This window comes from Mycobacterium intracellulare ATCC 13950, assembly GCF_000277125.1.
In the GTDB taxonomy this organism is placed as follows: domain Bacteria; phylum Actinomycetota; class Actinomycetes; order Mycobacteriales; family Mycobacteriaceae; genus Mycobacterium; species Mycobacterium intracellulare.
The window spans coordinates 5075178-5098812 of the sequence record NC_016946.1; the positions used below are offsets into that span (position 1 = coordinate 5075178).

21 protein-coding genes are annotated in these 23635 nt (G+C 69.0%); 10 read left to right on the plus strand and 11 right to left on the minus strand.

All coding sequences use genetic code 11. The annotated features are described in order from the left end of the window. Positions 1–31 precede the first annotated feature (31 nt). Both OCU_RS48475 and OCU_RS48480 read right to left on the minus strand, forming a co-directional pair. The gene (locus OCU_RS48475) at positions 32–505 is read right to left on the minus strand and encodes a DUF309 domain-containing protein (protein WP_014381404.1); all 474 of its coding nucleotides are present in this window, start codon (positions 503–505) and stop codon (positions 32–34) included. 18 nt (positions 506–523) lie between these two features. Further along, positions 524–2170, minus strand: coding sequence for an acetolactate synthase large subunit (locus OCU_RS48480; protein ID WP_009957646.1), 1647 nt, complete (start codon positions 2168–2170; stop codon positions 524–526). An 80-nt stretch (positions 2171–2250) separates the two neighbouring features. On the opposite strand from OCU_RS48480, the gene OCU_RS48485 reads away from it, so the two are divergent. Then, positions 2251–3669 (plus strand): NADP-dependent succinic semialdehyde dehydrogenase, encoded by a 1419-nt coding sequence (locus tag OCU_RS48485; protein WP_026071133.1) that lies wholly within the window; start codon positions 2251–2253, stop codon positions 3667–3669. Positions 3670–3673: 4 nt separating this feature from the next. On the opposite strand, the gene OCU_RS48490 is transcribed toward OCU_RS48485, so the two are convergent. The 4 genes from OCU_RS48490 to OCU_RS48505 all read right to left on the minus strand — a co-directional run bounded on the left by OCU_RS48490 (position 3674) and on the right by OCU_RS48505 (position 8436). After that, positions 3674–4615, minus strand: coding sequence for a R2-like ligand-binding oxidase (locus OCU_RS48490; RefSeq protein ID WP_009957644.1), 942 nt, complete (start codon positions 4613–4615; stop codon positions 3674–3676). Continuing rightward, positions 4612–5298 carry a TetR/AcrR family transcriptional regulator gene (locus OCU_RS48495; RefSeq protein ID WP_009957643.1) on the minus strand — a complete coding sequence of 229 codons (687 nt, stop codon included), beginning with the start codon at positions 5296–5298 and terminating at the stop codon, positions 4612–4614. The genes OCU_RS48490 and OCU_RS48495 overlap by 4 nt, the downstream gene beginning before the upstream one ends. Positions 5299–5542: 244 nt before the next feature. Then, positions 5543–7252, minus strand: a complete 1710-nt coding sequence (locus OCU_RS48500; protein ID WP_009957642.1) for an acyl-CoA dehydrogenase — start codon at positions 7250–7252, stop codon at positions 5543–5545. Between the two features lie 248 nt (positions 7253–7500). After that, positions 7501–8436, minus strand: a complete 936-nt coding sequence (locus tag OCU_RS48505) for a DUF5996 family protein (protein WP_009957641.1) — start codon at positions 8434–8436, stop codon at positions 7501–7503. A gap of 196 nt (positions 8437–8632) precedes the next feature. Here OCU_RS48505 and OCU_RS48510 point away from each other — a divergent pair, with 196 nt between their 5' ends. The 3 genes from OCU_RS48510 to OCU_RS48520 all read left to right on the plus strand — a co-directional run bounded on the left by OCU_RS48510 (position 8633) and on the right by OCU_RS48520 (position 12302). After that, entirely contained in the window at positions 8633–9613 is a 981-nt protein-coding gene (locus tag OCU_RS48510; RefSeq protein ID WP_009957640.1) for a phosphotriesterase family protein, read from the plus strand. Next, positions 9606–11087, plus strand: a complete 1482-nt coding sequence (locus OCU_RS48515) for an AMP-binding protein (RefSeq protein ID WP_009957639.1) — start codon at positions 9606–9608, stop codon at positions 11085–11087. The genes OCU_RS48510 and OCU_RS48515 overlap by 8 nt, the downstream gene beginning before the upstream one ends. A gap of 192 nt (positions 11088–11279) precedes the next feature. Then, positions 11280–12302 (plus strand): methyltransferase, encoded by a 1023-nt coding sequence (locus tag OCU_RS48520; protein ID WP_014381408.1) that lies wholly within the window; start codon positions 11280–11282, stop codon positions 12300–12302. A gap of 32 nt (positions 12303–12334) precedes the next feature. Here the strand turns inward: OCU_RS48520 and OCU_RS51225 are convergent, their stop codons facing one another. Both OCU_RS51225 and OCU_RS48525 read right to left on the minus strand, forming a co-directional pair. Continuing rightward, positions 12335–12523 (minus strand): hypothetical protein, encoded by a 189-nt coding sequence (locus OCU_RS51225; RefSeq protein ID WP_014385995.1) that lies wholly within the window; start codon positions 12521–12523, stop codon positions 12335–12337. An 88-nt stretch (positions 12524–12611) separates the two neighbouring features. Then, on the minus strand, positions 12612–13847 hold the full coding sequence (locus tag OCU_RS48525; RefSeq protein ID WP_085977587.1) for an acyltransferase family protein: 1236 nt from the start codon (positions 13845–13847) through the stop codon (positions 12612–12614). 119 nt (positions 13848–13966) lie between these two features. Between OCU_RS48525 and OCU_RS48530 the strand changes: the two genes are divergently transcribed. Continuing rightward, complete coding sequence (locus OCU_RS48530; protein WP_158020471.1) at positions 13967–15280, plus strand: porin PorA family protein; 1314 nt, start codon at positions 13967–13969, stop codon at positions 15278–15280. Positions 15281–15301: 21 nt separating this feature from the next. After that, a complete protein-coding gene (locus OCU_RS48535) occupies positions 15302–17020 on the plus strand; it encodes a hypothetical protein (protein ID WP_014381409.1) in 1719 nt (572 codons plus the stop codon). Here the strand turns inward: OCU_RS48535 and OCU_RS48540 are convergent. The 3 genes from OCU_RS48540 to OCU_RS48550 are packed head-to-tail and all read right to left on the minus strand — an operon-like array spanning position 17004 to position 20099. Continuing rightward, on the minus strand, positions 17004–18170 hold the full coding sequence (locus OCU_RS48540; RefSeq protein ID WP_020188402.1) for a glycosyltransferase family 4 protein: 1167 nt from the start codon (positions 18168–18170) through the stop codon (positions 17004–17006). The genes OCU_RS48535 and OCU_RS48540 overlap by 17 nt on opposite strands. Before the next feature lie 46 nt (positions 18171–18216). After that, positions 18217–18828, minus strand: a complete 612-nt coding sequence (locus OCU_RS48545) for a DedA family protein (RefSeq protein WP_008261841.1) — start codon at positions 18826–18828, stop codon at positions 18217–18219. Between the two features lie 41 nt (positions 18829–18869). Next, positions 18870–20099 carry a TerC family protein gene (locus OCU_RS48550; protein WP_014381411.1) on the minus strand — a complete coding sequence of 410 codons (1230 nt, stop codon included), beginning with the start codon at positions 20097–20099 and terminating at the stop codon, positions 18870–18872. A gap of 117 nt (positions 20100–20216) precedes the next feature. On the opposite strand from OCU_RS48550, the gene OCU_RS48555 reads away from it, so the two are divergent. The 4 genes from OCU_RS48555 (at position 20217) to OCU_RS48565 (ending at position 23630) form a co-directional block, all read left to right on the plus strand. Further along, the gene (locus OCU_RS48555; RefSeq protein ID WP_014381412.1) at positions 20217–20987 is read left to right on the plus strand and encodes a class I SAM-dependent methyltransferase; all 771 of its coding nucleotides are present in this window, start codon (positions 20217–20219) and stop codon (positions 20985–20987) included. A gap of 103 nt (positions 20988–21090) precedes the next feature. After that, positions 21091–22560, plus strand: coding sequence for an aldehyde dehydrogenase (locus tag OCU_RS48560; protein WP_041787235.1), 1470 nt, complete (start codon positions 21091–21093; stop codon positions 22558–22560). A gap of 276 nt (positions 22561–22836) precedes the next feature. Beyond that, on the plus strand, positions 22837–22968 hold the full coding sequence (locus OCU_RS51800; RefSeq protein ID WP_014381414.1) for a hypothetical protein: 132 nt from the start codon (positions 22837–22839) through the stop codon (positions 22966–22968). Continuing rightward, positions 22965–23630, plus strand: a complete 666-nt coding sequence (locus OCU_RS48565; protein ID WP_172417544.1) for a TetR/AcrR family transcriptional regulator — start codon at positions 22965–22967, stop codon at positions 23628–23630. The genes OCU_RS51800 and OCU_RS48565 overlap by 4 nt, the downstream gene beginning before the upstream one ends. Positions 23631–23635 lie beyond the last annotated feature (5 nt).

Consider the following 23635-nt stretch of genomic DNA (forward strand, 5'->3'; position numbering starts at 1 on the left):
ACGCGCCGATCCCGTTGGAGCACCTGCCATTTCAGGCCGTCAGGCGGGGCCGTAGCCGCGGCGCGGTGATATCCGCCCCGGCGGCGAGGGCGTCGATCAGCGCATCGGCGAAGTCCACCAGCCCGGCCGCATCAACCGCGTGCGGCGCCGGCCGATCCTGCTGCGCCAGATGGGCGCGGGCACGGCTGAGCAGCGTGGTCGCACCCTTGACGTTGCCACGCTGCGCGTGGGTGATCCCCACCGCGAGCTGCGTCAGGCCTTGCCACAGGGCCTGCTCGTCGGCCGGTCCGTTCTTCCAGGCGGCCTCGAGCACCTCATGGGCGTTGAAGGCGAGGCCTCGGTCCAGCAGATCCTGGGCGTACGCCAGCGTCTCGACCGGCGCCAGCGCCAGGTCGTCCGGAATGCGTGGAACGCCTTCGCTGCCCGGCGGCAGGGGCCGGCCCAGGGCGTCGCGGGGTCGGGCGCTGCGGGGCCGGCCCGATTCGTCGCGATCACGCTCGGTCATCGGCAATGGATTCCCGAATCACAGCGTTTCGTCCAGCTCGCCGAGCCGGTCGGTCAGCCGCAGGTTCTCCGAGTAGTCGACCGGGCAGCTGATCAACGAGACGCCCTCGTCGTCGAGCGCGGCGCGCAGCGTCGGGAGCAGTTCGTCGGCATGAGTGATCCGATATCCCTTGGCGCCGAAGCTTTCCGCGTACGTCACCACGTCCGGGTTGTTGAATTTCACGTAGTAGTGCGCCCCGAGCTCGAGATCCATCTTCCATTCGATGAGGCCGTACCCGCCGTCCTCCCAGATCAGCACGACCAGCGGTATCCGCTCGCGCACGGCGGTCTCGATCTCCTGCGAGTTCATCAGGAACGCGCCGTCGCCGACGACGGCCAGCACCTTGGACTCCGGCTGCGCCAGCTTGACGCCGAGCGCCCCGGGAAGGGCGAAGCTCATGGTGGACAGGCCGTTTGAGATCAGGCAGGTGTTCTTTTCATACGTCGGGTAGAGCCGGGCCATCCACATCTTGGTGGCGCCGGTGTCGACCAGGACGACGTCGCTGCGGCCCAGCGCCGCGCGGGTGTCGGCGACCACCCGCGCCGGCGCCAGCGGGTAGCGCGAATCCTGTTGCCCCCGGGCGAATTCCTCGGCGAGCAGGCCCGACCCGGGCACGTCGGCGGCGTGGCTGAAGCTGTGACCGGAGAGCGCGTCGGTGAGGGCGTTCAGCGAATCGCTGATGTCCCCGATGATCCCCACGTCGACCGAGTAGTGCGCGTCGACCTCGGCGGGGAACCGGTGAATGTGGATGATCTTCTTGTCGGCCTGGGGGTTGATGCGGACCGGGTCGAATTCCTGCAACTCGTAGCCGACGGCGATGACGACGTCGGCGTTGTCGAACCCGAAGTTGACGTAGTCGTGCCGCATGAAGCCCAGCGTGCCGATGCTGTTGCGGTGGTCGTCGGGCATGACGCCCTTGCCGTGGAAGGTGTTGGCCACCTGGATGCCGAACTCGTCGGAGAAGCGCACCAGGGCTTTGGTGGCGTCGGCGCGCGCGGCGCCGTGCCCGGCCAGCACCACCGGGCGCTTGGCGTTGCGCAGGATTGCGACGGCGCGTTCCACCTGGCGGGGCGCCGGAGCGTCGGGGCGCACGACGTTGCGCGGCAACGGCCCCAGGTCGTAATCCTTCTCGTCGGCGTCGATGTGCTCGGGCACCGCGAGATAGACCGCGGCCGGGCGTTCGGACTCGGCGAGCTTGAACGCCTTGCGCACCATCTCCGGGATGGCGCGCGGGGTCGGGATGCCGGCCGCCCACCGGGTGATCGGGGCGAACATCGACACCAGGTCGACGTATTGGTGTGACTCCTTGAACTCCCGGTCGTGGCCCACCTGCGCGGAGATGGCGACCAGCGGGGTGCTGTTGGTGGTGGCGTCGGCGACGCCGAGCTGCATGTTGATCGCGCCGGGCCCCAGGGTGGCCGACACCACCGCCGCCCGGCCGGTGACCCGGCCGTACATCTCGGCCATGAAGGACGCGGCCTGCTCGTGCCGGGTGAGCACGTAGCGGATGGGCGACGCCGCCAGGGCCTGCACGAATCGGATGTTCTCCTCGCCGGGCACCCCGAACACGACGGAAACGCCCTCGTTTTCCAGGCACTTGACGATCAACTCGGCGGCTCTGCTCATCCGGCACCTCCCTTGAAGGAACGATAGTGGCAGGGTGGGTGTTGGACTTTTCAGCTACTCATCCGATGAAGGAGGGCCAGGTGCCCATCGCCACCATTAACCCGGCTACCGGCGAGACGGTGAAAACCTTCACCCCGGCCACCGATCAAGAAGTCGATGCCGCGATCGCCCGTGCCTACGAACGCTTCCTCGACTACCGCCACAACACCACGTTTGCCCAGCGCGCGGGGTGGGCAAACGCCACCGCCGACCTGCTGGAAGCGGAGGCCGACGACGTCGCCGCCATGATGACGCTGGAGATGGGCAAGACCCTGAAATCGGCCAAGGCCGAGGTGTTGAAGTGCGCCAAGGGTTTTCGGTACTACGCCGAGCACGCCGAGCAGCTGCTCGCCGACGAGCCGGCCGACGCCAAGGCGGTGGGCGCGAAGAAGGCCTACATCCGCTATCAACCGCTCGGCGTCGTGCTGGCGGTGATGCCCTGGAACTTCCCGCTGTGGCAGGCCGTGCGGTTCGCCGCCCCGGCGCTGATGGCCGGCAACGTCGGGATCCTCAAGCACGCCTCGAACGTCCCCCAGAGCGCGCTGTACCTTTCCGACGTCATCACCCGCGGGGGCTTCCCCGAGGGCTGCTTCCAGACCCTGCTGGTCTCCTCGGGCGCCGTCGAGCGCATCCTGCGCGACCCGCGCGTCGCGGCGGCCACCCTGACCGGTAGCGAGCCGGCCGGCCAATCGGTGGCGGCCATCGCCGGCGACGAGATCAAGCCGACGGTGCTCGAGCTCGGCGGCAGCGACCCGTTCATCGTGATGCCCTCGGCGGACCTGGACGAGGCCGCCAAGACCGCGGTCACCGCACGGGTGCAGAACAACGGCCAATCCTGCATCGCCGCAAAGCGGTTCATCGTCCACACCGACATCTACGACGCGTTCGTCGACAAGTTCACCGAGCGCATGCAGGCGCTCACCGTCGGCGACCCGACCGACCCCGACACCGACGTGGGCCCGCTGGCCACCGAGTCCGGCCGCGACGAGATCGCCAAGCAGGTCGACGACGCCGCCGCCGCGGGCGCCACCATCCGCCTCGGCGGAAAGCCCATCGACGGGCCGGGGTGGTTCTACCCGCCCACGGTGGTGACCGACATCACCAAGGACATGGCCCTCTACACCGAGGAGGTGTTCGGCCCCGTCGCGTCGATGTACCGGGCGGCCGACATCGACGAGGCCATCGAGATCGCCAACGCCACCACGTTCGGCCTGGGGTCCAACGCCTGGACCAACGACGAGGCCGAGCAGCAGCGCTTCATCGACGACATCGAGGCCGGCCAGGTCTTCATCAACGGGATGACGGTGTCCTACCCCGAGCTGGGGTTCGGCGGCGTCAAACGGTCCGGCTACGGACGCGAACTCGCGGGCCTGGGCATCCGCGCGTTCGTCAACGCCAAGACCGTCTGGGTCGGCGAATCCGAAAGCGGCTCCTCGTCGGGCGACGACAAGGTCGAGTGAGCTGCTAGGCCGACGCGCCCGCCAGCGCCTTTTCGTCCTCGTCGGCGAACGTGTCCTCGAGCTGCAGCGGCGAGTAGTCCAGGTCGATCTCGCCGAGCGGCCGGCCGCGGGCGCTGGAGATGGTGCCGAACCGCCGCATCCCCTTGTCGGAGGCGTACTGCATGAACTCGTCGACCGACAGGCCGAACGGCATCGGGTCGTAGAGGGCGAAGCCCTCCTCGATCAGCCGCAGCCCGAGCGGCATGAGTTCGTTCATGCGCGTTTCGAAGACGCCCCAGTTGGCGTCGTCGGCGGCCACGTGGCGACGGCAGGTGAAAGTGCCCCACGCCATGTGGCGGCGCTCGTCGTCGCCGATCCGCCGGACCAGCTCCTGCATGCCGGGCAGGATGCCGCGTTCCACGCAGATCTTGTGCCAGCCGAAGTAGCCGGTCAGCGCCAACATGCCTTCGACCATGTGGTTGTAGGTCACCGACGCCCGCACCTGGGCGGCCGGCGACGGATCGAGCGTCAGCGCGTTCAGACACGCCGGCAGTTCCTCGTAGAAGATGGTGCGGTAGGTCGGGACGTCGTCGAGGAAGTAGTGCAGGTCCTCGGTGATGCCGACGGCGTCGAGCCACATGCGGAACACCTGGACGTGCTTGGCTTCCTCGAAGGCGAACTGCGTCAGGTACATCTCGTCACCCAGCCGGCCTTCGGCCCGCATCGCGGCCATGAACGGCTGGATGTCCTGGGTCACCGATTCCTCGCCGGCGATGAACTCGGCGCACAACCGCGTCGCATAGCTGCGTTCGTCCTCGGTGAGGCGTTCCCAGTCCTCCCGGTCGCGGGAGAAATCAATGTCGGCCGGATTCCAGAATTTCGCGTTGCCGCCCGCAAACAGCTTGAGCGGCAAGCTATCCCAGTTGAGACCGCCCTCGGCCATCGAGGCGATTCGGGTTCGATTCATGAGACCTCCTCAGATCGTTGGGGGGCTGAGTTGACGGAGGAGTCCGCCGAGAATGCCGCGGCCAGCACGCCGACGAGCCTGCGCACGGCCAGCGCCGGCTGCTCGGGGGTGGGCTCGTCGAGCCCGAGGATCGGGTCCAGCCCGCGCATGTAGGGCGCCAGCGCCAGGTGCGGAAAGATCAACAGCAGCAACGACAACAGCGCGTCGGTGTCCGACTCGGCGCGCAGGTCGCCGCGCAGGTGCGCGTCGCGGACCAGCGGGCGCATCACTTCCAGGTAGTGGCGGTGGATGACGTTCTGCACGCTGACGCGGGCCTCGGTGTCGACTTCGAGGGTCGCCGCGGCGTGCAGTGCGCGCTCGTGCGGGTGGTCGGCAAAGTAGGCCACCCAGGCGTCGAGCCAGTCGGTCAGGAACTCGAAGAAGGGCCGGCTCGGGTCGAGTTCGCGGATGCGGCCCTCCATGTAGGCCCGCACCCGCTGGCTGGCGATGTCGGCGATGAACGCGTACAGGTCGCGCTTGTCGGCGAAGTACTGGAACAGGCTGCCCTTGGCGACGCCCGCGCGGCGCGCGATGACGTTGAGGCTGCCACGGGAGAAGCCGTGCGCCCCGAATTCCGCCTCCGCGGCTTCGATGATCGCGGCGCGACGAGCGGGGTCGACGCGCGCCCAGGTGACCGTCGGCAATGCTGGCTCCTCGCTTCGATGACCACTGGTCATATTACGGTGACCTGCGTCACAGTCAAGGGGTCGCGTCCAGCCGCCTTGCCGAGTGCCCGGCGGCCTGGGCACGCGAATCCCAGCGCCCGGCCGACCGGGCGCTCGGCGAGCGAACTTCAGGCGGGGGTTTGCTTGCCGACCGTGACGGCAGAGTCACGTTCGGCCCCCGGCGCGACTGCACAGTCACGCCCGGGCGCCGAAGGCAACGAACCTAGGGGCGCATCTGGTAGGCGCCGCTGAGCGGAAGGACGTGCTCCTTCCAGATCTGCGCGTACCGCGAGGGGTCGTGGACCGGGCGGCGGATCATCCGCATCGCGTAACGCGCCTGGGCGTCCGTCGTCGCGGGCTTGTCGCTCAGCTCCACGGCGTAGGCGTTGAAGTCGCGGACCAGCACGGCGAAGATCTCGTCGAGCAATCCCTCGTCGACACCCGAGAGCCCGGCCTCCTCCAAGATGAGCTGGGCGTAGGGCACCGTGGCGAACAGCTGACCGACGGCGAACGCGAAGTCGATGTCCTTCTGCTGCGCGGCATCCGGGGTGGCGCTGGCCAGCATCTCGGCCAGCACGTCGACCTGCGAGCGCAGCAGCGCGACGTTGGGCAGGTGGCCGAAGCTCTCGAACGGCGCGCGCCAGTCGTGGAAGCGCACCTTGCCCAGGCCGCCCGTAGGGCCCTGCGCGAACAGGAAGGTGTCGTCGGCGGCGTCATCCCGGCGGCCGATCGACGGCAGCGCGTCGTTGGGGGCGAACAGGAAGTTGGGCATGAACTTGCCCAGCAGCCCGATGTTGATGTGGACGGTGCCCTCCAGCCGGGGCAGCAGGCCGATTTCGCGGGCCATGGCCTCGAAGATGGTGTCCTTCTCCACGCCCTTGGCGGCGATGACGTCCCACAGCGCGGTGATGACGCGCTCGCCCTCGCTGGTGATCTTGGCCTTGGTGAGCGGGCTGTACAGCAGGTAGCGGCGGTCGTCGGTTGACGCGCTGCGCATGTAGTCGCAGGCGCGGGTGGCGACCAGCCGCATCGCGACCAGCCGCGCATACGCGTCGGTGAGCAGCCGCCGCACATGCGTGAAGTCGGTGACGACGGTCCCGTACAGGATGCGATTGGACGCGTGGGTGACCGCCTCGTACATCGCGTGGGTACACATGCCGACCGCGCCCCATCCGAGGTTGTACTTGCAGACGTTGACGGTGTTGAGCGCGGCGTGGAACGCCTCGGGGCCGCGGTGCAGGATGTCGGCCTCGGTCACCGGGTAGTCGCGCAGCGCGTAATTGGCGACGTAGTTCTGCGAGTTCACCACGTTCTTGATCAGCTGATAGCGCTCGTGCTGGGAGTCGGCGGCGAAGAACACGTACTCGGCGTCGTTCTTCGAGGCGCCGGCGAACTTGCCGAAGGTGGAGACCATCCGGGCCACGTTGGCGTTGCCGATGTAGTACTTCTCCCCATTGGCGACCCAGCCCCCGCCGGAGGGCGTCAGGTTCATGTCGGTCTGGTAGACGTCGGCGCCGTGCGTCTGCTCCGACAGGCCGAACGCGAACACCTCGCCGGCCTCGAGCAACCCGGCGGCCTTGCGCTTGGCGTCGGAGTTGGCGCTCATCCAGATCGGGCCCAAACCCAGGGCGGTGACCTGGAAGGGGTACCAGTAGTTGAGCCCGTAGAAGCCGACGATCTCGGCGAACGCGCTGATCCGGTAGGTGTCCCAGCGGCAGTCGGGGGCACCGTAGGCCGACGGCGTCAGCAGCGACGCGAAGATGCGCTCCCGACCGATGTGGTCCAAAAACTCGGAGTACCAGACCCTTTCGTGGTCGTCAGACTTCAACCGCGCCTTGCCCCGGGACTCGAAGAAGTCGACCGTGGCGGCCATGATCTCCGCCGAGCGGCGGTCCGGGTACTGGCGTTGCAGGTGATTGGGGTTGAGCAACATGGCGGGACTCCCAGCGGTTCTCGACGCAGACGAGGGTGACGGTACTGCAACGGCGCGCCCGTCGGGGCACTTGTGCGCAGGAGGCCGTCGAGCCGGCGGCACCCGGCGTCATCGTCGAGCAGGCGCCCGAAACACTGACGGTGAGTCGAATCGCGGCATGCACAGCCGGTCGACCGACCCGCCGCGGCTGACCAGCGCAGCGGTATGACGATCCGAGAGCAGGGCATAGTCCGCGATCGGCGTGGTGCTCACGGCTTTTGCCACCGGTCGGGATCGGCCTCCAAGGCGCCGCGATCCCAGCGGCCGAGGTCCGCGGCGGCCGCGTAAGTCGTTTGCAGGAACTGCAGTAAATCCCCGTCGGGATCCTCGGCAATGCGCACCGCCTCGTAGGGCAGGACGAATTCACCGTGGTCTGCACTGAAATGCGCCGCAGCGGGCGCTATCGGGTAGTCGGCGTAGCCGTCCGGTTGCGGGTAGGCGTAGGAGTAGAAAGCGCCTTCCTCACCGCCGCCGGGCCAGAAGCCGCAGCTGCTCAATTCGTGCGAATAACCCTCGACCATCACCCAGTCGCCGCAGTTCGGTGCGCCGCCGGGATGTTTGGGCGCCGGCCTCCCGGAAAACCGTGTACACGCCAGATCCATTGCCCCCCAGAAGAAATGCACCGGGCTGACCTTGCCGATGAACGATGCGCGAAACTGGCTCATCACCCGGTGCGCCTGCAGGAGTTGCCGCCAGAACAAGCGCGCGGCGTCGGAATCATAGGAGGCGTGCTGATGGTCCTCGGCGAACCGGATGGCCGGATCCACCTCGTTGGGGCTGGCGCTGATGCGTGTCGCGACCCCCAAATCGTCCAGGGCCGACATGGTTTCGTCGTAGAACTGCGCCACCGGTTTGGCCGTCAACGGCACCGAGACTTGTCGCCCGTCGCTGTGACGAATCCGCAGCACGGCGTCGATGACGTCGAATTCTATGTCAAACACCCCGGTTTCGTGGGGTATCGCGCCCGTGGTCAATCCGCGCGGGCTCACGTACAGCGTCACCTGCCACCAGTGGTTGACCATCGGCGTGCGCACCATGCGGACCTTGCCGACGATCTGGGTCCACATGTGCAGCGTTTCGCGAGTCGGAGTCCAGTCGTCGACCCGTAGCGACGGCCATCGATCGGTCCCGGTTGCGGCGTCCATGTCGGCTCCCCTTGTATGCGGCTCAGTTCGCGGGTACCCGCCGCAGCTGCCCGCTACCAGAACGGGAACGTGCCGCACGTTTCTGCGGTCATCCGATGCGTCATATCCACTGGTACGGCCGGTGCACGAGCGATGCGCGGAGGTAAGGTCCTCGAACCCGTCGAATTCAGGCGGCCGGAGCTCTAGCATCGGATGCGTGTCGCGACTGAATACCGCACGTGGACCGATTGATACCAGCGACCTCGGCGTCACGCTCATGCATGAGCACGTGTTCATCATGACCACCGAGATCGCCGAGAACTATCCCGAAGCCTGGGGCGACGAAGAACGGCGGGTGGCCGACGCCATCGACAGGCTCAACGAGCTCAAGGCCCGCGGCGTGGACACCATCGTCGACCTCACGGTGATCGGTTTGGGCCGGTACATCCCGCGGATCGCCCGCGTCGCGGCGGCCACCGAGCTGAATATCGTTGTGGCGACCGGGCTTTACACCTACAACGACGTGCCGTTCCGGTTCCACTACGAGGGCCCCGGCGGATTGCTGGGCGGCCCGGAGATCATGACCGAGATGTTCGTCCGCGACATCGAGCAGGGCATCGCCGACACCGGCATCAAGGCCGGAATCCTCAAGTGCGCCACCGACGAGCCCGGCATCACCCCCGGCGTCGAGCGGGTGCTGCGCGCCGTCGCCCAGGCGCACAAACGCACCGGGGTGCCGATCTCCACGCACACCCACGCCGGACTGCGACGCGGCCTCGAGCAGCAACGCATCTTCGAGGAGGAGGGCGTCGACCTGACCCGGGTGGTGATCGGCCATTCCGGCGACAGCACCGACATCGGCTACCTCGAGGAGTTGATCTCCGCCGGCTCCTACCTCGGCATGGATCGGTTCGGCCTCGACGTGATCTCGCCGTTCGAGGAGCGGGTGCGGATCGTGGCGGAGATGTGCGAGCGTGGGCACGCCGACAGGATGGTGCTCTCCCACGACGCCAACTGCTACTTCGACGCGCTCCCCGAAGAGCTGGTGCCGCAGATGGCCCCGAACTGGCATTACCTGCACATCCACAACGACGTCATCCCCGCGCTCAAGGAGCGCGGCGTCACCGACGAGCAGCTGCACACCATGCTGGTCGACAATCCGCGCCGCATCTTCGAGCGTCAGGGTGGCTATGAGTGAGCCGGTCCCGCCGATCGGCACCCAGATTTCGCAGCTAGCCCAACTCGCCCCCGACGAGCCCGCCGTCACCTGTGACGGGGTGACCCTGACCCGGGCCGAGCTCGACCGCTCGACGAATAGGTTGGCCCGGGCCTACGCAGAGCGGGGCGTGGGCGTCGGCGACTACGTGACCATGGTGCTGCCGAACTCGATCGAGTGGATCCAGGCCGCCGTGGCCTGCTGGAAGCTGGGCGCGGTGCCCCAGCCGCTGTCGGCTCGGCTGCCCGACGCGGAGTTGGCGGGCCTGCTCGAATTGCGGCCACCGGCCTTGTTGGTGGGGCGCGATCATGTCGAATTCCCCTGCGTGCCAGCGGGTTTCGTGCCCGATCCGGCGCTGCCGGACGGCGCGCTGCCCGAGGCGGTGTCGCCGGTGTGGAAGGCGATGGGATCCGGCGGCAGCACCGGGCGGCCCAAGCTGATCGAATCCGGCGGCGACAGCCGGATACCGCCGCTGATCGGCTACCCGCTGGGCGCCCAGGAGGGCGACACCACGCTGGTGCCGGTGCCGCTGAGCCACAACACGGGCTTCACCACCGCCACCATCGCCCTGCTGATGCGCCATCACCTGGTGCTGATGAGCCGGTTCGATCCGGTTCAGTTCCTCCGGCTGATCACCGATCATCGCGTCACGTTCCTGACGACGGTGCCGACGATCATGCAGCGGACGCTGCCGGTCTATCACGCCGACCCCGCCTCGTACGACCTGTCGTCGCTGCGACGGTTCTGGCACCTGGGGGCGCCGTGCCCGCCGGCCATCAAGCAGGCCTGGATCGACCTGCTGGGCCCGGAGAAAGTGTGGGAACTCTACGGCGGCACCGAATTACAGGCGCTGACCTTCATCTCCGGCGACCAGTGGCTGGCGCACCGGGGTTCGGTGGGCGTGGTCGTCGCCGGCGAGATGAAGGTGCTCGACGACGACGGCAACCCGTGCCCGCCCGGCGTGGTCGGCGAGATCTACATGCGGCCCGGGCCAGACAGCGCGCCCACCTACCGCTACGTCGGCGCCACGGCGAAAAGCCGCGACGGCTGGGACTCGCTGGGCGACCTCGGGTATTTCGACGACGACGGCTTCCTGTACCTGTCGGACCGGCGGGTCGACATGTTCACCGTCGGCGGCCGCAACGTCTACCCCGCCGAAATCGAGAACGCGCTGTCGGCGCACCCGGACGTGTTGTCGTGTCTGGTCGTCGGAGTTCCGCACGGGGACCTGGGCCAGGTGCCCTACGCCCTGGTGCACACGGCCGACGGCTCCACCCTGGATTCCGTTGGCGTGCAGGCGTTCCTGCGCGAACACCTGGCGGCGTACAAGGTTCCACCCAGCCCCGACTTCATCGAACTCGTCAACACCCCGTTGCGTGACGACGCCGGCAAGGCCCGCCGCTCGGCGGTGCGGGACCGGATCCTGCAGCGGCTCCAGACCGCGGAAGCCGGCTGACCCGACACCTTCGAAATCGGCGGCAAGCCACTCGATATGAGGCGGCGGGGGGCGCTCGAGAGCAAGAAGTGATACTTGTCGAGTCCTGTCATCACCGGGTAATGGAGAACGATGCCGCCTAAGTCACCGTCATCGACCCCGAAACTGCCGCCCGCCCGGGTGGCTCGCGCGGTCGAACGAGTCCGTCATCATGTGGGGCGGCTATACCTGCGCCTGGCTCCCCCGCCGATCGCGGTCATCGACATCATCTTCGGCGCCTTTCTGTCGCAGGCCATCTCGGCATCCGCGCAGCTGGGTATCGCCGACGAGCTGGCCGCGGGCCCGCTGACCAAGGAGGAACTGGCGGGGCGCATCGGGGCCGACCCGGACAGCGTGGCGCGGCTGATGCGGTTGCTGATCAGCCGCGGCGTGTTTCGCAGGCGCCGCGACGGCCGTTTCGCACTGAACGCGCTGGCCGACACCTTGCGCACCGATTCGCCGGTCTCGACGCGTGGGGCCGCCCTGCTTTTCGGTTCGCCGCAGCACCGGGCGAACTGGACGCGGCTGGCCGACGCGGTGCGCACCGGAGAGCCGAACCCCCCGAAAGTGTTCGGTAAGGACTTCTTCGACTATCTCCGCGACGACCCCGAGTTCGCGGAGATCTTCAACAGCGCCATGACCTCCACGTCGTCGGTGCTGGAGGCGGCGGTGGTCGCGGCCTACGACTTCACCCAATTCGGTGTCATCGCCGACATCGGTGGCGGCCACGGCCGGCTACTCTCGTCGATTCTCGCCGCCGCCCCCGATGCCCGCGGCGTGCTGTTCGACCTCCCCGAGGCGGTCGAGGGGGCGCCACCGGTGTTGACCGGGCACGGTGTCGCCGACCGAGTCACCGTGACGGGCGGGTCGTTCTTCGAAAGCGTGCCGGCCGCTGACGCCTATGTGATGAAGAACGTCATCCACGACTGGCCCGATGACAAGGCCGTCGCGATCCTGGGCACCGTCAAAGCCGCGGCCCCTCCGGGCGCGACGCTGCTGCTGCTGGAGATGGTCGTCCCCGATCACGACCGCGAATTCCTCGGCCACTACGCCGATATGGAGATGCTGGTAATGGCGGGCGCACTGGAACGCAGCCTCACGCAGTGGACCGACCTACTCCGGCAGGGCGGCTTCCGGCTGCAGCGCGTGGTGCAGACGGCAGGGCCGCTCTGCGTCATCGAAGCCGTGCCCAGCTAGCGGTATGTCATGCCAATAGCACCAGCAGACGTCTAGGTGGACACCGGAAAGTCTTGGCCCTCGCGGACATCGGCCTCGGTCGCGCCGACGTGATACACCTCGAACGCCTTGGCCGACAATGCCGGCCAGCGGTGCGGTCGGTTGGGCGAGAAATCGGTCATGAGTTCGACGACCCCATGAGGCGATGCCGTTGTCAAGTCGAAGTCGAATCTCGTGCGCACCCCGACGAACGTATCAGCCTGTCAGCGCCGGTGAACCTGCCCTTCGGTTGGCGCTGACGCGCTGGAAACGATAGACGGACCGCAGCGGCTAGGGCGCGATCGCGTCCGCCTCCGCATCGACGGCCTGCGCGGAATCTGCGGGTCGCTCGCGTTTCTCCCAGCGCCGCAAGGCTTCTCGGCAGGGCGACTCCACCAGCGCGTAGCTGACGGCGGCGATCGCGAACCCGAAGACCAGGGTCAGCACCAACACCGTCGGCATGTTGCCGGTGAACGGAAACGTCCCGACGACCGGAAACACCATGGCCAGCGCGGCCAGGTGCCAGATGAACAGGCCGTAGGACCAGCGGCCCAGGGTGACCATGGCGGTGGTCCCCAAGAGCCGGTGCGGCGTGTCCGGCCGGTCCAGCACCAGCGGCGCGACCAACGCGAAGGCCACCAGCGCGCCCATCGCGGTCTTCACCGCGAACTGCGCGGGCTTGCCGGGCACCAGACCCTCCGGCCCGGCCAGCGGCGAGGCCGCGACCAGGTAGGCCGCCGCCGCGACGACGGCCATCACCAGGCGGTGACGCGCGATGCGGTGCGGGAACCCGACGCCGCTGTGGACCCACTCGGCCAGCAGCATGCCGGCGGCGAACCAGGAGAAGAACGCCGGCGGCCAGTTGAGCGGGTTGACGCCCTCGGCCGCGTGGCCCGGCACCCAGCCCCACGCCCAGCTCAGCGCCCCCAGCGCGGCGATCGCTGGCACCCGCGCGCGCACCGGGAGCCGGCGGGCCAGCAGCGCGAGCACCGGCAGCGCCAGATAGAAGCTGACCTCGACGGACAGGCTCCACATCTGGGTCAGCCCGCCGGTCAGCGTGAGCGGCACATAGATCTGGGTGAGCGTCAGGTTGGCCAGCCACACCGTCGGGCTGGCGTGGTCGGCGTCGGGCAGCAGCGTCAGGATCACCACGACCGCCACCAGGTAAGCGGGCATGATGCGCACGACCCTGGACCGCAGGTAGTGGCCGGTGCGGGGGCGGGGTCCCAGATCCCTTGCCGCCCCGGCGTGTCCGCGCCACAGCAAGAAACCCGACAGCGCGAAGAACACCGCGACGGCGAGGTCGAACCGGCCGAACAGCCGGCCGGAGGCGCCGCTGGAGTGCCCGGTCTGGAAGGCGACGTGGGTGACCACCACGCCCATCGCCGCGCAGGCGCGCATCCCTTCCACCGCCGGCAGGAAGCTGCGCACCCCGCCCACCCGCTGGTCGTCGCTCACCACCACAGTGTGCCCGTGCTGGGTTGCCCGGCGAATGGGTACACCCGAAGGACCCGCCCGCGCGAGCATCAGGTTCGTAAGCCGCCGCCTTACTTTCTGCTGTTAGGGTCAAACGAGTTTGCCCCGGGCTGCTCGCTCGGGTCGGGTCGCGGCTGAGAAATGCAAGGACATGAGGAGGGCACAGCGACGTGAACCGAGCAGTCATGTTGCGGTTCGCCGCATGCGGGATCATCGGACTCGGAGCCGCCCTGCTGATCGCCGCGCTGCTGTTGTCGACGTACACCACCAGCAGGATCACCAAGGTCCCCCTGGACCTCGACGCCACGCTGGTCGGCGACGGCACCGGGACGGCGCTGGACTCCGCGTCGTTGTCCACCGACCACGTCGTCGTCAACCAGAACGTGCCGCTGGTCTCCCAGCAGCAGATCAGCGTCGAGTCGCCCGCCAACGCCGACGTGGTCACCCTGCAGGTCGGAAGTTCGTTGCGGCGCACGGACAAGCAGAAGGACAGCGGGCTGCTGCTGGCAATCGTCGACACCGTCACGCTCAACCGCAAGACCGCGCTGGCCGTCTCCGACGACACCCACACCGGCGGCTCGGTCCAGAAGCCGCGCGCCGTGAACGACGAGAACCCGCCCACGGCGATGCCCCTGCGGCACGACGGGCTGTCGTACCGGTTTCCGTTCCACACCGAGAAGAAGACCTATCCCTACTTCGATCCGATCGCCCAGAAGCCGTTCGACGTCAACTACGACACCGAGGAAGACGTCAACGGGCTGACCACCTACAAGTTCACCCAGAACGTCGGCTACAACGCCGACGGCAAGCTGGTGGCCCCGGTGGCGTACCCGTCGCTGCTGGCCGGCAACGAGGACGCCAAGCAGACCACGTCGGCGTCGATGTGGGGCGTCCAGGGCGGCGATCCGAACGAACAGATCACCATGACCCGCTACTACGCGGCGCAGCGCACGTTCTGGGTGGACCCGGTGTCGGGCACCATCGTCAAGCAGACCGTGCACGCCGACCACTACTTCGCCCGGGACCCGCTCAAGCCGGAGCTCACGCTGGCCGACTACAAGGTCACCTCGAACGAGGACACCGTCGAATCCCAGGTCAACGCCGCCCGCGACGAGCGCGACCGGCTGGCGCTGTGGTCGCGGGTGCTGCCCATCACGTTCACCGCGGTCGGGCTGATCGCGCTGGTCGGCGGGGGGCTGCTCGCCTCGTTCAGCCTGCGCAGCGAGAGCGCGCTGACCGACCCCGGCCTGGATCGCGGCGATCAGGACTTCTTCGGCCGCAGCGGCCTCGAGGAGCCGGTGCCCGGGGCCGAGGCCGAGACGGAGAAGCTGCCCACCCAGCGTCCCGATCTGCGCCAGGAGTCCGGCGGGGATCCGCCCGGCTCGGCCGGCTCGCCTGGGGCCCCCGGACCGTCCGGCCCGGACGAGCCCACCGAGGCGGGCCCCACCGAGTCCAACCCGCCCGGCCCGCACGACCGCGAATAGCCCGGCCCGGATGCGGTAGCCGTGCGCTGGACCCGACCCGGGTACGCACTGGTCCTGGCGCTGCTGGTGGTCGGGCCGCTGCTGGCCCCGGGGTACCTGCTGCTGCGTGACGCCGTCTCGACGCCGCGGTCATACCTGTCCGACACCGCCCTGGGGTTGACCTCGGCGCCGCGCGCCACCCCCCAGGATTTCGCGGTGGCGCTCGCCTCGCATGTGGTCGACGGCGGCATCGTGGTCAAAGCGCTGCTCGTGGTGGGGTTGTGGCTGGCGGGCTGGGGCGCGGCCCGGCTCGTCGAGGTGGCCCTGCCGCCTGCGGGCGCGCCCGGGCAGTTCGTCGCGATCACGCTGGCGATCTGGAATCCCTATGTCGCCGAACGACTTCTGCAGGGCCATTGGAGCCTGCTGGTCGGCTACGGCTGCCTGCCCTGGGTGGCGACGGCCATGCTGACGTTGCGCGCGGGATCCGGCTCGCTGTTCGGGCTGGCCTTCTGGATCGCGCTGGCCGGTCTGACCCCGACCGGGCTGCTGTTGGCCGCGACGGTGGCGCTGGTCTGCGTGGCCGCCCCGGGTGACGGCACGGCCGGGCCCTGGCCGCGCCGGTGGTGCGCCGCGGCGGCGCTGGGCGTCGCGCTGGTGGCCGCGCTGCCGTGGTTGGTCGCGTCGGCGCTGGGCGCTTCGCTGACCGCCCACACCGCGGCGAACCGGCTGGGGGTCGAGGCATTCGCGCCGCGCGCCGAGCCCGGCCTGGGCACGCTCGCCAGCCTGGCCAGCCTCGGCGGAATCTGGAACGGCGACGCCGTACCCGCTTCGCGCGCCACGCTTTTCGCGGTGTCCTCGGCCGTGGTGCTGCTCGGGATCGTGGCGGCGGGCCTGCCGGCGGTCGCCCGCCGGTCGGTGGCGGTTCCGCTGCTGGTGCTGGCCGCGGTGTCGGTGCTGGTTCCCGCGGCGCTGGCCACCGGGCCGGGCCTGCACCTGCTGGGCGCGGTGGTCGACGCCGTGCCGGGATTCGGCGTGCTGCGCGACGGGCAGAAGTGGGTGGCGCTCGCCGTGCCCGGCTACACGGTGGCGGGCGCCGGCGCGGTGGTGACGTTGCGACGGTGGACGCCGCCGCCTGCGGACGTTGCGGCGGCGCTCGTCTGCTGCCTGGCGCTGCTCCTGGCGCTGCCCGACCTGGCCTGGGGGGTGTGGGGCAAGGTGTCGCCGGTGCACTACCCGCACGGATGGACCGCCGTCGCCGCGGCGATCAACGCACGGCCGGCCGCGGTGGCGGTATTGCCGGCCGGGACGATGCGGCTCTTCTTCTGGTCGGGCGCCGCGCCGGTGCTGGACCCGCTGCCGCGCTGGGTGCGCGCCGAGGTGCTGAGCAGCGGCGACCTGGTGATCTCGGGGTCCACCATCGCAGGCGAGGGCGCGCACGCCCGCGAAGTGCAGCGGCTGCTTCTGGCCGGGCCCGATCCGTCGGCGCTGGCGGCGGCGGGCGTGGGATGGCTGGTGGTGGAATCGGACAGCGCCGGCGACATGGGGGCGGCCGCCCGCACCCTGGGCGCGCTGGCGCCGGTCTACCGGGACGACGCGATCGCGCTCTACCGGGTCGGCGGGCAAAGCGCCGGGGTGTCGGCCGATCGCCGGGTGGTGACGGTGATCGCCCATGCGGCGTGGCTGGCGTTGTTGGTCGCGGGCGGCGCCGGCGCGGGAATCGGCGCGTGGCGGCGCCGCGCCTCGGTCAGCCCCGCCCGGTGACTAGTCCGTGCACCGTGCGGCCGCAGTGCACCGCGTCCAGCACGCCGCGCATCGCGTCGGCGCTTTGCGCCCAGGAGAACTCGCCGCTGCGGGTGTGCGCCTTGGCGCCGAGTTGGTCGCGCAGCACCGGATCGGCGAGCAGTTCCTCAAGACGGTCCACCAGCTCGGCGTGGGTGTCCACCAAGATCCCGGTCACCTCGTCGACGATCGAGTCCGACAGGCCGCCCGAGGACCGGTAGCCGATGGTCGGCACCGAGTGCTGGGCCGCCTCGATGACCGCCAGCCCCCAGCCCTCCTTGCGCGAGGGCAGCACGTGCACCCAAGCCGCTTGCAGCACATGGTGTTTCGTCACGTCGTCGACGTGACCGTGGAACGTCACCGCGGCGCAGATGCCGAGCCGTCGCGCGTGCTCGACGAGCCGCTCGCGCCACCAGCCGTCCCCGACGATGTCGAGATGCAGGCCCGGCGTCCGCGGCAGCAGCGCCGCGACCGCTTCGAGCGCGTCCTCGATCTGCTTGTGGGGCACCAGCCGCGACAACACGACCACGCGCGGCGCGGACGCGCGCGGGCCCGACAACGATTGCGCCGGCGCCAGATCCAGGCCGTTGCGCACCACCGCGATCTGCGCGCCATTGACGCCCAGGGTGACCAGGTCCCGCGCGGACGGCAGCGACACCGTCACGTACTGGTTGCGCCGGTTCACCCGGGGCGACAGCGTCGACTCGACGAACCAGCCGAGCCGGCCGAGCACCGGGCCGGCCACCGGCCACTGCTGGCGGTGGCAGTGATGCACCAGCACCACCACGCGGCGGCCGTAGACCAGCCGCGCCAAAAAGGGCAACCCATTCTGTGTGTCGACGACCACGTCGGGCCGCACCTTGCGCAGCGGGCCCACCCCGAGCCGGGCCGCCGCCATCGCCAGCAACGCCCAGACGTACACCGAGTACCGGCCACCGGCGCGGTCGATCCGCACGCCGTCGACGACTTCGCGGCGCGCCGCGCCGGGATAGCGGGCGGTGCGCAGCGTGACGTCGATCCCCGAGGCGGCCAGCTGCGCACCGATGCGCTGCAGATAGGCTTCGCTGCCGCCGCCCTGCGGGTGCCCGGTATCGCGCCAGCACAGCAGCAGGACCGAGCGCAGAGCAGACATCACCGGTCAGCCTAATGGGAATCGGTCGGCGCGCCATGCGGGACCGCTAGCGCCGCACCCGCCCTTCCTGCCGGGCGCGACGGCGCACCCACCGGATCAGTTCGATGATCCCGGCCAGCGCCAGCGCCGTCCCGAACGCCACCGCGAACGCCGCGACCGTGTTATCGGCGAACGCGTTGCCGCCGATGTAGCCGATCAGGGTGTTGAGCGTCGCCCACACCACGGCGCCGATCGCGTCGAACACCACGAACTGGCGATACGGGAAGTCCAGCACGCCGCAGGCGATGGTGGTGGCCGTGCGGCCCCCGGGCAGGAACCGGGCCACGATCACCAGCGGGCCCCCGTGCCGCTCCAGTTCCCGGTGGGCCCAGTCCAGGCTGCGCTGTCCCTTCTCTCCGCGGGTGATCCAGCGGCGGGCGAAGTCGTCGGCCGAGTGGCCGATCGCGTACGCGAGGTTGTCGCCGACGAACGCGCCGATGGCCGCCATGACGATCACCCAGCCCAGCAGCATCGAACCGTTGGCCGCGAGGATGCCGCCGGTCAGCAGCGCCGTCTCGCTGGGCAACAGGGGGAGGATGGCGTCGAATGTGCACGAGGCCAGGATCAGCGGATACGCCCACCACGAGTTGCCGAGCGCATCAAGCAGGGAATCGAACACTAGAGCGCAACACTACACAGCGCGCGCCGGCGGCCGGCTTCTCAGGAGGTCAGGCCCATCCTGACGAACGGCTCGGCCTCGCCGCGGCCGACGGCTTCGTCGTGCTTGGCGGCCGCGCGGTCGAACAGGTCGATCAGCGCCGGCTCGTCGCGGACCAGCTGGCGGTACTTGGGACCGAGCGCGAGGATCTGGTCGCGCTCGTCCAGCAGCTTGCGGAAGATGCGCTCGCGTTCGCTTGCGTCGTGGGTGTATTCGGAGTCGAGGTAGGCCGTCGCGTGCCGCCGGGCGCCGGCGATGGCCGTCCGGGCCTTGCCCATGGGGCTCAGCAACGAGGCGACGACGGTGACGACCAGAACGCCGACGATCACGGCCAGCGACAGGTAGGTGCTGATCTCGACCAGCGAGACCGGCTCGCCGTCGTTGATGAAGGGGACGTTGTTCTCGTGCAGCGCATGCAGGATCAGCTTGACGCCGATGAAGCCCAGGATCGCCCCGAGGCCGTACGAGAGGTAGACCAGCCGGTCCAGCAGGCCCTCGATGAGGAAGTACAGCTGGCGCAGGCCCAGCAGCGAGAAGGCCGTCGCGGTGAACACGATGTAGACGTTCTGGGTGAGGCCGAAGATCGCCGGGATCGAGTCGAGCGCGAAGAAGATGTCCGTTCCACCGATGGCAACCATGACCAGCAGCATCGGCGTCATCGCGCGCCGGCCATCCACCATCGTGAACAACCTGTCGCCGTCATAGTGCTCGGTGGTGTGCAGGACCTTCTTCGCGATCCGGATGACGACGTTGTCGGCCTTGCGGGATTCCTCGCGCTCGTCGGGCCGCAGCACGCCGCCGGCGGCGAGCAGCAGGATCAGCCCGAACAGGTAGAAGACCCATGCGAACGTGTTGATCAGCGTGGCGCCGAGAAAGATGAAGCCGGTCCGCGCGATCAGGGAAAAGACGATCCCGAACAGCAGCACCTTCTGCTGATCCTCGCGCGGCACCCGGAAGCTGGCCATGATCATCAAGAAGACGAACAGGTTGTCGACCGAGAGCGCCTTCTCGGTGACGTACCCGGCGAAGTATTCCGGGCCCTCCTCGTGTCCTCCGAACGCGAGCAGGCCGACGCCGAACAGCAGCGCGATGCCGACGTAGGCCATCGACCACAGCGCGGCCTCCCGCAGCGTCGGGGCGTGCGCCTTGCGGACATGGAAGAAGAAGTCGAAGGCCAACAGCCCGACGATGGCCAAGACGGTCAGGGCCCACACCCAATCGGGAACATCCATTTCGCTGCCTGAGCCACCTTCGTCGGAGCCGTCGTCTGGGTCTTCGTCGCTTCCGTACCCTCTTTGCCGCCACACTATGTGTGCGCCCGGTTGCGCGACCGGCCGTAGGGTTGGCCGGTGGCCGTGACCGACCTCTTCGCTCGCCGGGCGACGCTGGCCCGCTCGGTGCGGTTGCTGTCGGAGTTTCGCTACGAGCAGAGCGATCCCGCCCGCTTCTACGGCGCGCTGGCCGCCGACACCGTGGCGATGGTGAGCGACCTGTGGCGCGCCGCCCACGCGGACTCCCCCGCCGGCCGCACGCTGCTCGACGTCGGCGGCGGGCCGGGCTACTTCGCGACGGCCTTCGCCGGCGCCGGACTCGACTACATCGGCGTCGAGCCCGACCCGGGCGAGATGCACGCGGCCGGACCCGCCGACGCGGCGGCCGGGGGAACCTTCGTGCGCGCGTCGGGCATGGCGCTGCCGTTCGCCGACGATTCGGTGGACATCTGCCTGTCGTCCAACGTCGCCGAACACGTGCCGCGGCCCTGGCAACTCGGCGCCGAGATGCTGCGAGTGACCCGGCCCGGCGGGCTGGCCGTGCTGTCCTACACCGTCTGGCTGGGCCCGTTCGGCGGACACGAGATGGGCCTGACCCACTACCTGGGGGGCGAGCGCGCCGCGGCGCGCTACGCGCGCAAGCACGGCCATCCCGCCAAAAACAACTACGGGTCGTCGTTGTTCGAGGTGTCGGCGGCCGACGGCCTGACGTGGGCCGCGAACACCGGCGCCGCGCTGGCCGCATTTCCCCGCTACCACCCGCGATGGGCGTGGTGGCTGACGGGCGTGCCGGTGCTGCGCGAGTTTCTGGTGAGCAATCTGGTGCTGGTCCTGCAACCCCAAGAGTGAAACGTGTTCTCGTTTTGCCCTGGCTTGGGTAGGGTGGCGCGCATGCCCGCCGACGACGATGACAGGGCAGTGCGATCTGAACAAGCAGGAGGAGTGGCGGAAGATGACAGACGCTAAGACCGAATACGACAAGCTTTTCATCGGCGGCAAGTGGACGGAACCGTCGACCTCCGAGGTGATCGAGGTGACCTGTCCGGCCACCGGTGACTACGTCGGCAAGGTGCCGCTGGCCGCCGCGGCCGACGTCGACGCCGCCGTCGCCGCGGCCCGCGCGGCCTTCGACAACGGCCCGTGGCCGACCACGCCGCCGAAGGAGCGCGCCGCCGTCATCGCCAACGCGCTCAAGGTGATGGAGGAGCGCAAGGACCTGTTCACCCAGCTGCTCGCGGCCGAGACCGGCCAGCCGCCGACGACCGTCGAAACGATGCACTGGATGAGCTCGATCGGGGCGCTGAACTTCTTCGCCGGCCCGGCCGTCGACCAGGTCAAGTGGAAAGAGGTCCGCACCGGCGGCTACGGGCAGAGCATCGTCCACCGCGAGCCGATCGGTGTGGTGGGCGCGATCGTGGCCTGGAACGTGCCGCTGTTTTTGGCGGTCAACAAGCTGGGCCCGGCGCTGCTGGCCGGCTGCACGGTGGTGCTCAAGCCGGCGGCCGAAACACCGCTGAGCGCAAACGCTTTGGCGGAGGCCTTCGCCGAGGCGGGGCTGCCCGAGGGCGTGCTGTCGGTGGTGCCCGGCGGGATCGAGACCGGGCAGGCGCTGACCTCCAACCCGGACGTCGACATCTTCTCCTTCACCGGCAGCTCGGCGGTGGGCAAGGAGATCGGCCGTCGCGCCGCCGACATGCTCAAGCCGTGCACCCTGGAGCTGGGCGGGAAGTCGGCGGCCATCGTCCTCGACGACGTCGACCTGCCTTCGGCGATCCCGATGCTGGTGTTCTCCGGGATCATGAACAGCGGGCAGGCCTGCGTGGCCCAGACCCGCATCCTGGCTCCGCGCTCGCGGTACGACGAAATCGTGGACGCGGTAAGCACTTTCGTGCAGGCGCTGCCGGTGGGCCTGCCGTCGGACCCGGCCGCCCAGATCGGTTCGCTGATCTCGGAGAAGCAGCGGGCCCGGGTGGAGGGCTACATCGCCAAGGGCATCGAGGAGGGTGCGCGGCTGGTGTGCGGCGGCGGCCGTCCCGAGGGTCTCGACGGCGGCTTCTTCGTGCAGCCGACGGTGTTCGCCGACGTCGACAACAAGATGACGATCGCCCAGGAGGAGATCTTCGGGCCGGTGCTCTCGATCATCCCCTACGACACCGAGGAGGACGCGATCAAGATCGCCAACGACTCGGTGTACGGGCTGGCCGGCAGCGTGTGGACCGCCGACGTGCAGCGGGGCATCGAGGTCTCGGAGAAGATCCGCACCGGGACATACGCGATCAACTGGTACGCGTTCGACCCGTGCTGCCCGTTCGGCGGCTACAAGAACTCCGGCATCGGCCGCGAGAACGGACCCGAGGGCGTCGAGCACTTCACCCAGCAGAAGAGCGTGCTGATGCCGATGGGCCACACGATCGAAAGCTAAATCCCGCGTCGAACGTGCACGCAGGGCGAGATATCTGCCGATTTTTCGCCGTGGGTGCGCGTTCGGCGTTTGGGGGGCCGTCCTAGCGGCGTTCTAGCGGTTATGCAATAGAGCATATTTTCGGCCGGTTCACGCGGCCGCAAGTGCGGACCGCCGCGCCGACGCGCCCTGTTTGTGCGGCGTACGTCACATTTCGCCTGAGAAATTGCTTAATTTACGGATGTCTTATATGGTTCTTAGCATAATCAAGGGCCGCACACAGGCCGGGAGAACACCATGTGGATCATTGAGCTCAACGTCGCCGGCTATCAATTCACCCGCGAGATGCCAGAGTTGCGGCGCCGGACATTCCGCTTCAGCCCGCGTCATATGCACTGGCCGGCGCTGCGCCACTCGCACGCTGCATGACGCCAGCCTCGGGAGGTACGACAGTGCCGACTATCGGTGACGCCCCGACGAAGCGCGGGGACACCCGGACAAAAATGCTGGCCAGCGCCGCCGAGGTGATGCGTGAGCGCGGCGCCGCGGGCGTGACGATCGACGCGGTGCTCGCCCGCAGCGGCGCCCCGCGTGGCTCGGTCTACTACCACTTTCCCGACGGGCGCAATCAGATCCTGACCGAAGCGCTGCGCTACTCCGGCGACTCCATCACCGCCCTGATAGACGACGCCGCCGGCCGCGGCGCCCGGGAGTTGTTGGCCGAGTTCGTCGGGTACTGGGAGCGGCTGCTCACCGAGGGCGGCTTCACCGCCGGCTGCCCGGTGGTGGCGGCGGCGATCGGGTGTTCCGACGGTGACGGGCCCAAGCTCTCCACCGAGGCCGGCGCGATCCTGGGCCGCTGGTGCACCGCGCTCACCCGCGCGTTCGTCAACGACGGCTTCGACGACGCTGACGCCGCGTCGCTGGCCGTGATGTCGATCTCCGCGCTGGAGGGCGCCATCGTCCTGTCGCGGTCGACCCGCAACGCGGGCCCGCTACACCAAGTGGGTGAGCAGCTCGAATTCCTGATCAAGGCAAAGGAATTCGTTCTCCGGAACAAGATCCCGGGCAAGCCTGCCGGCTCGCAGTGACGTCG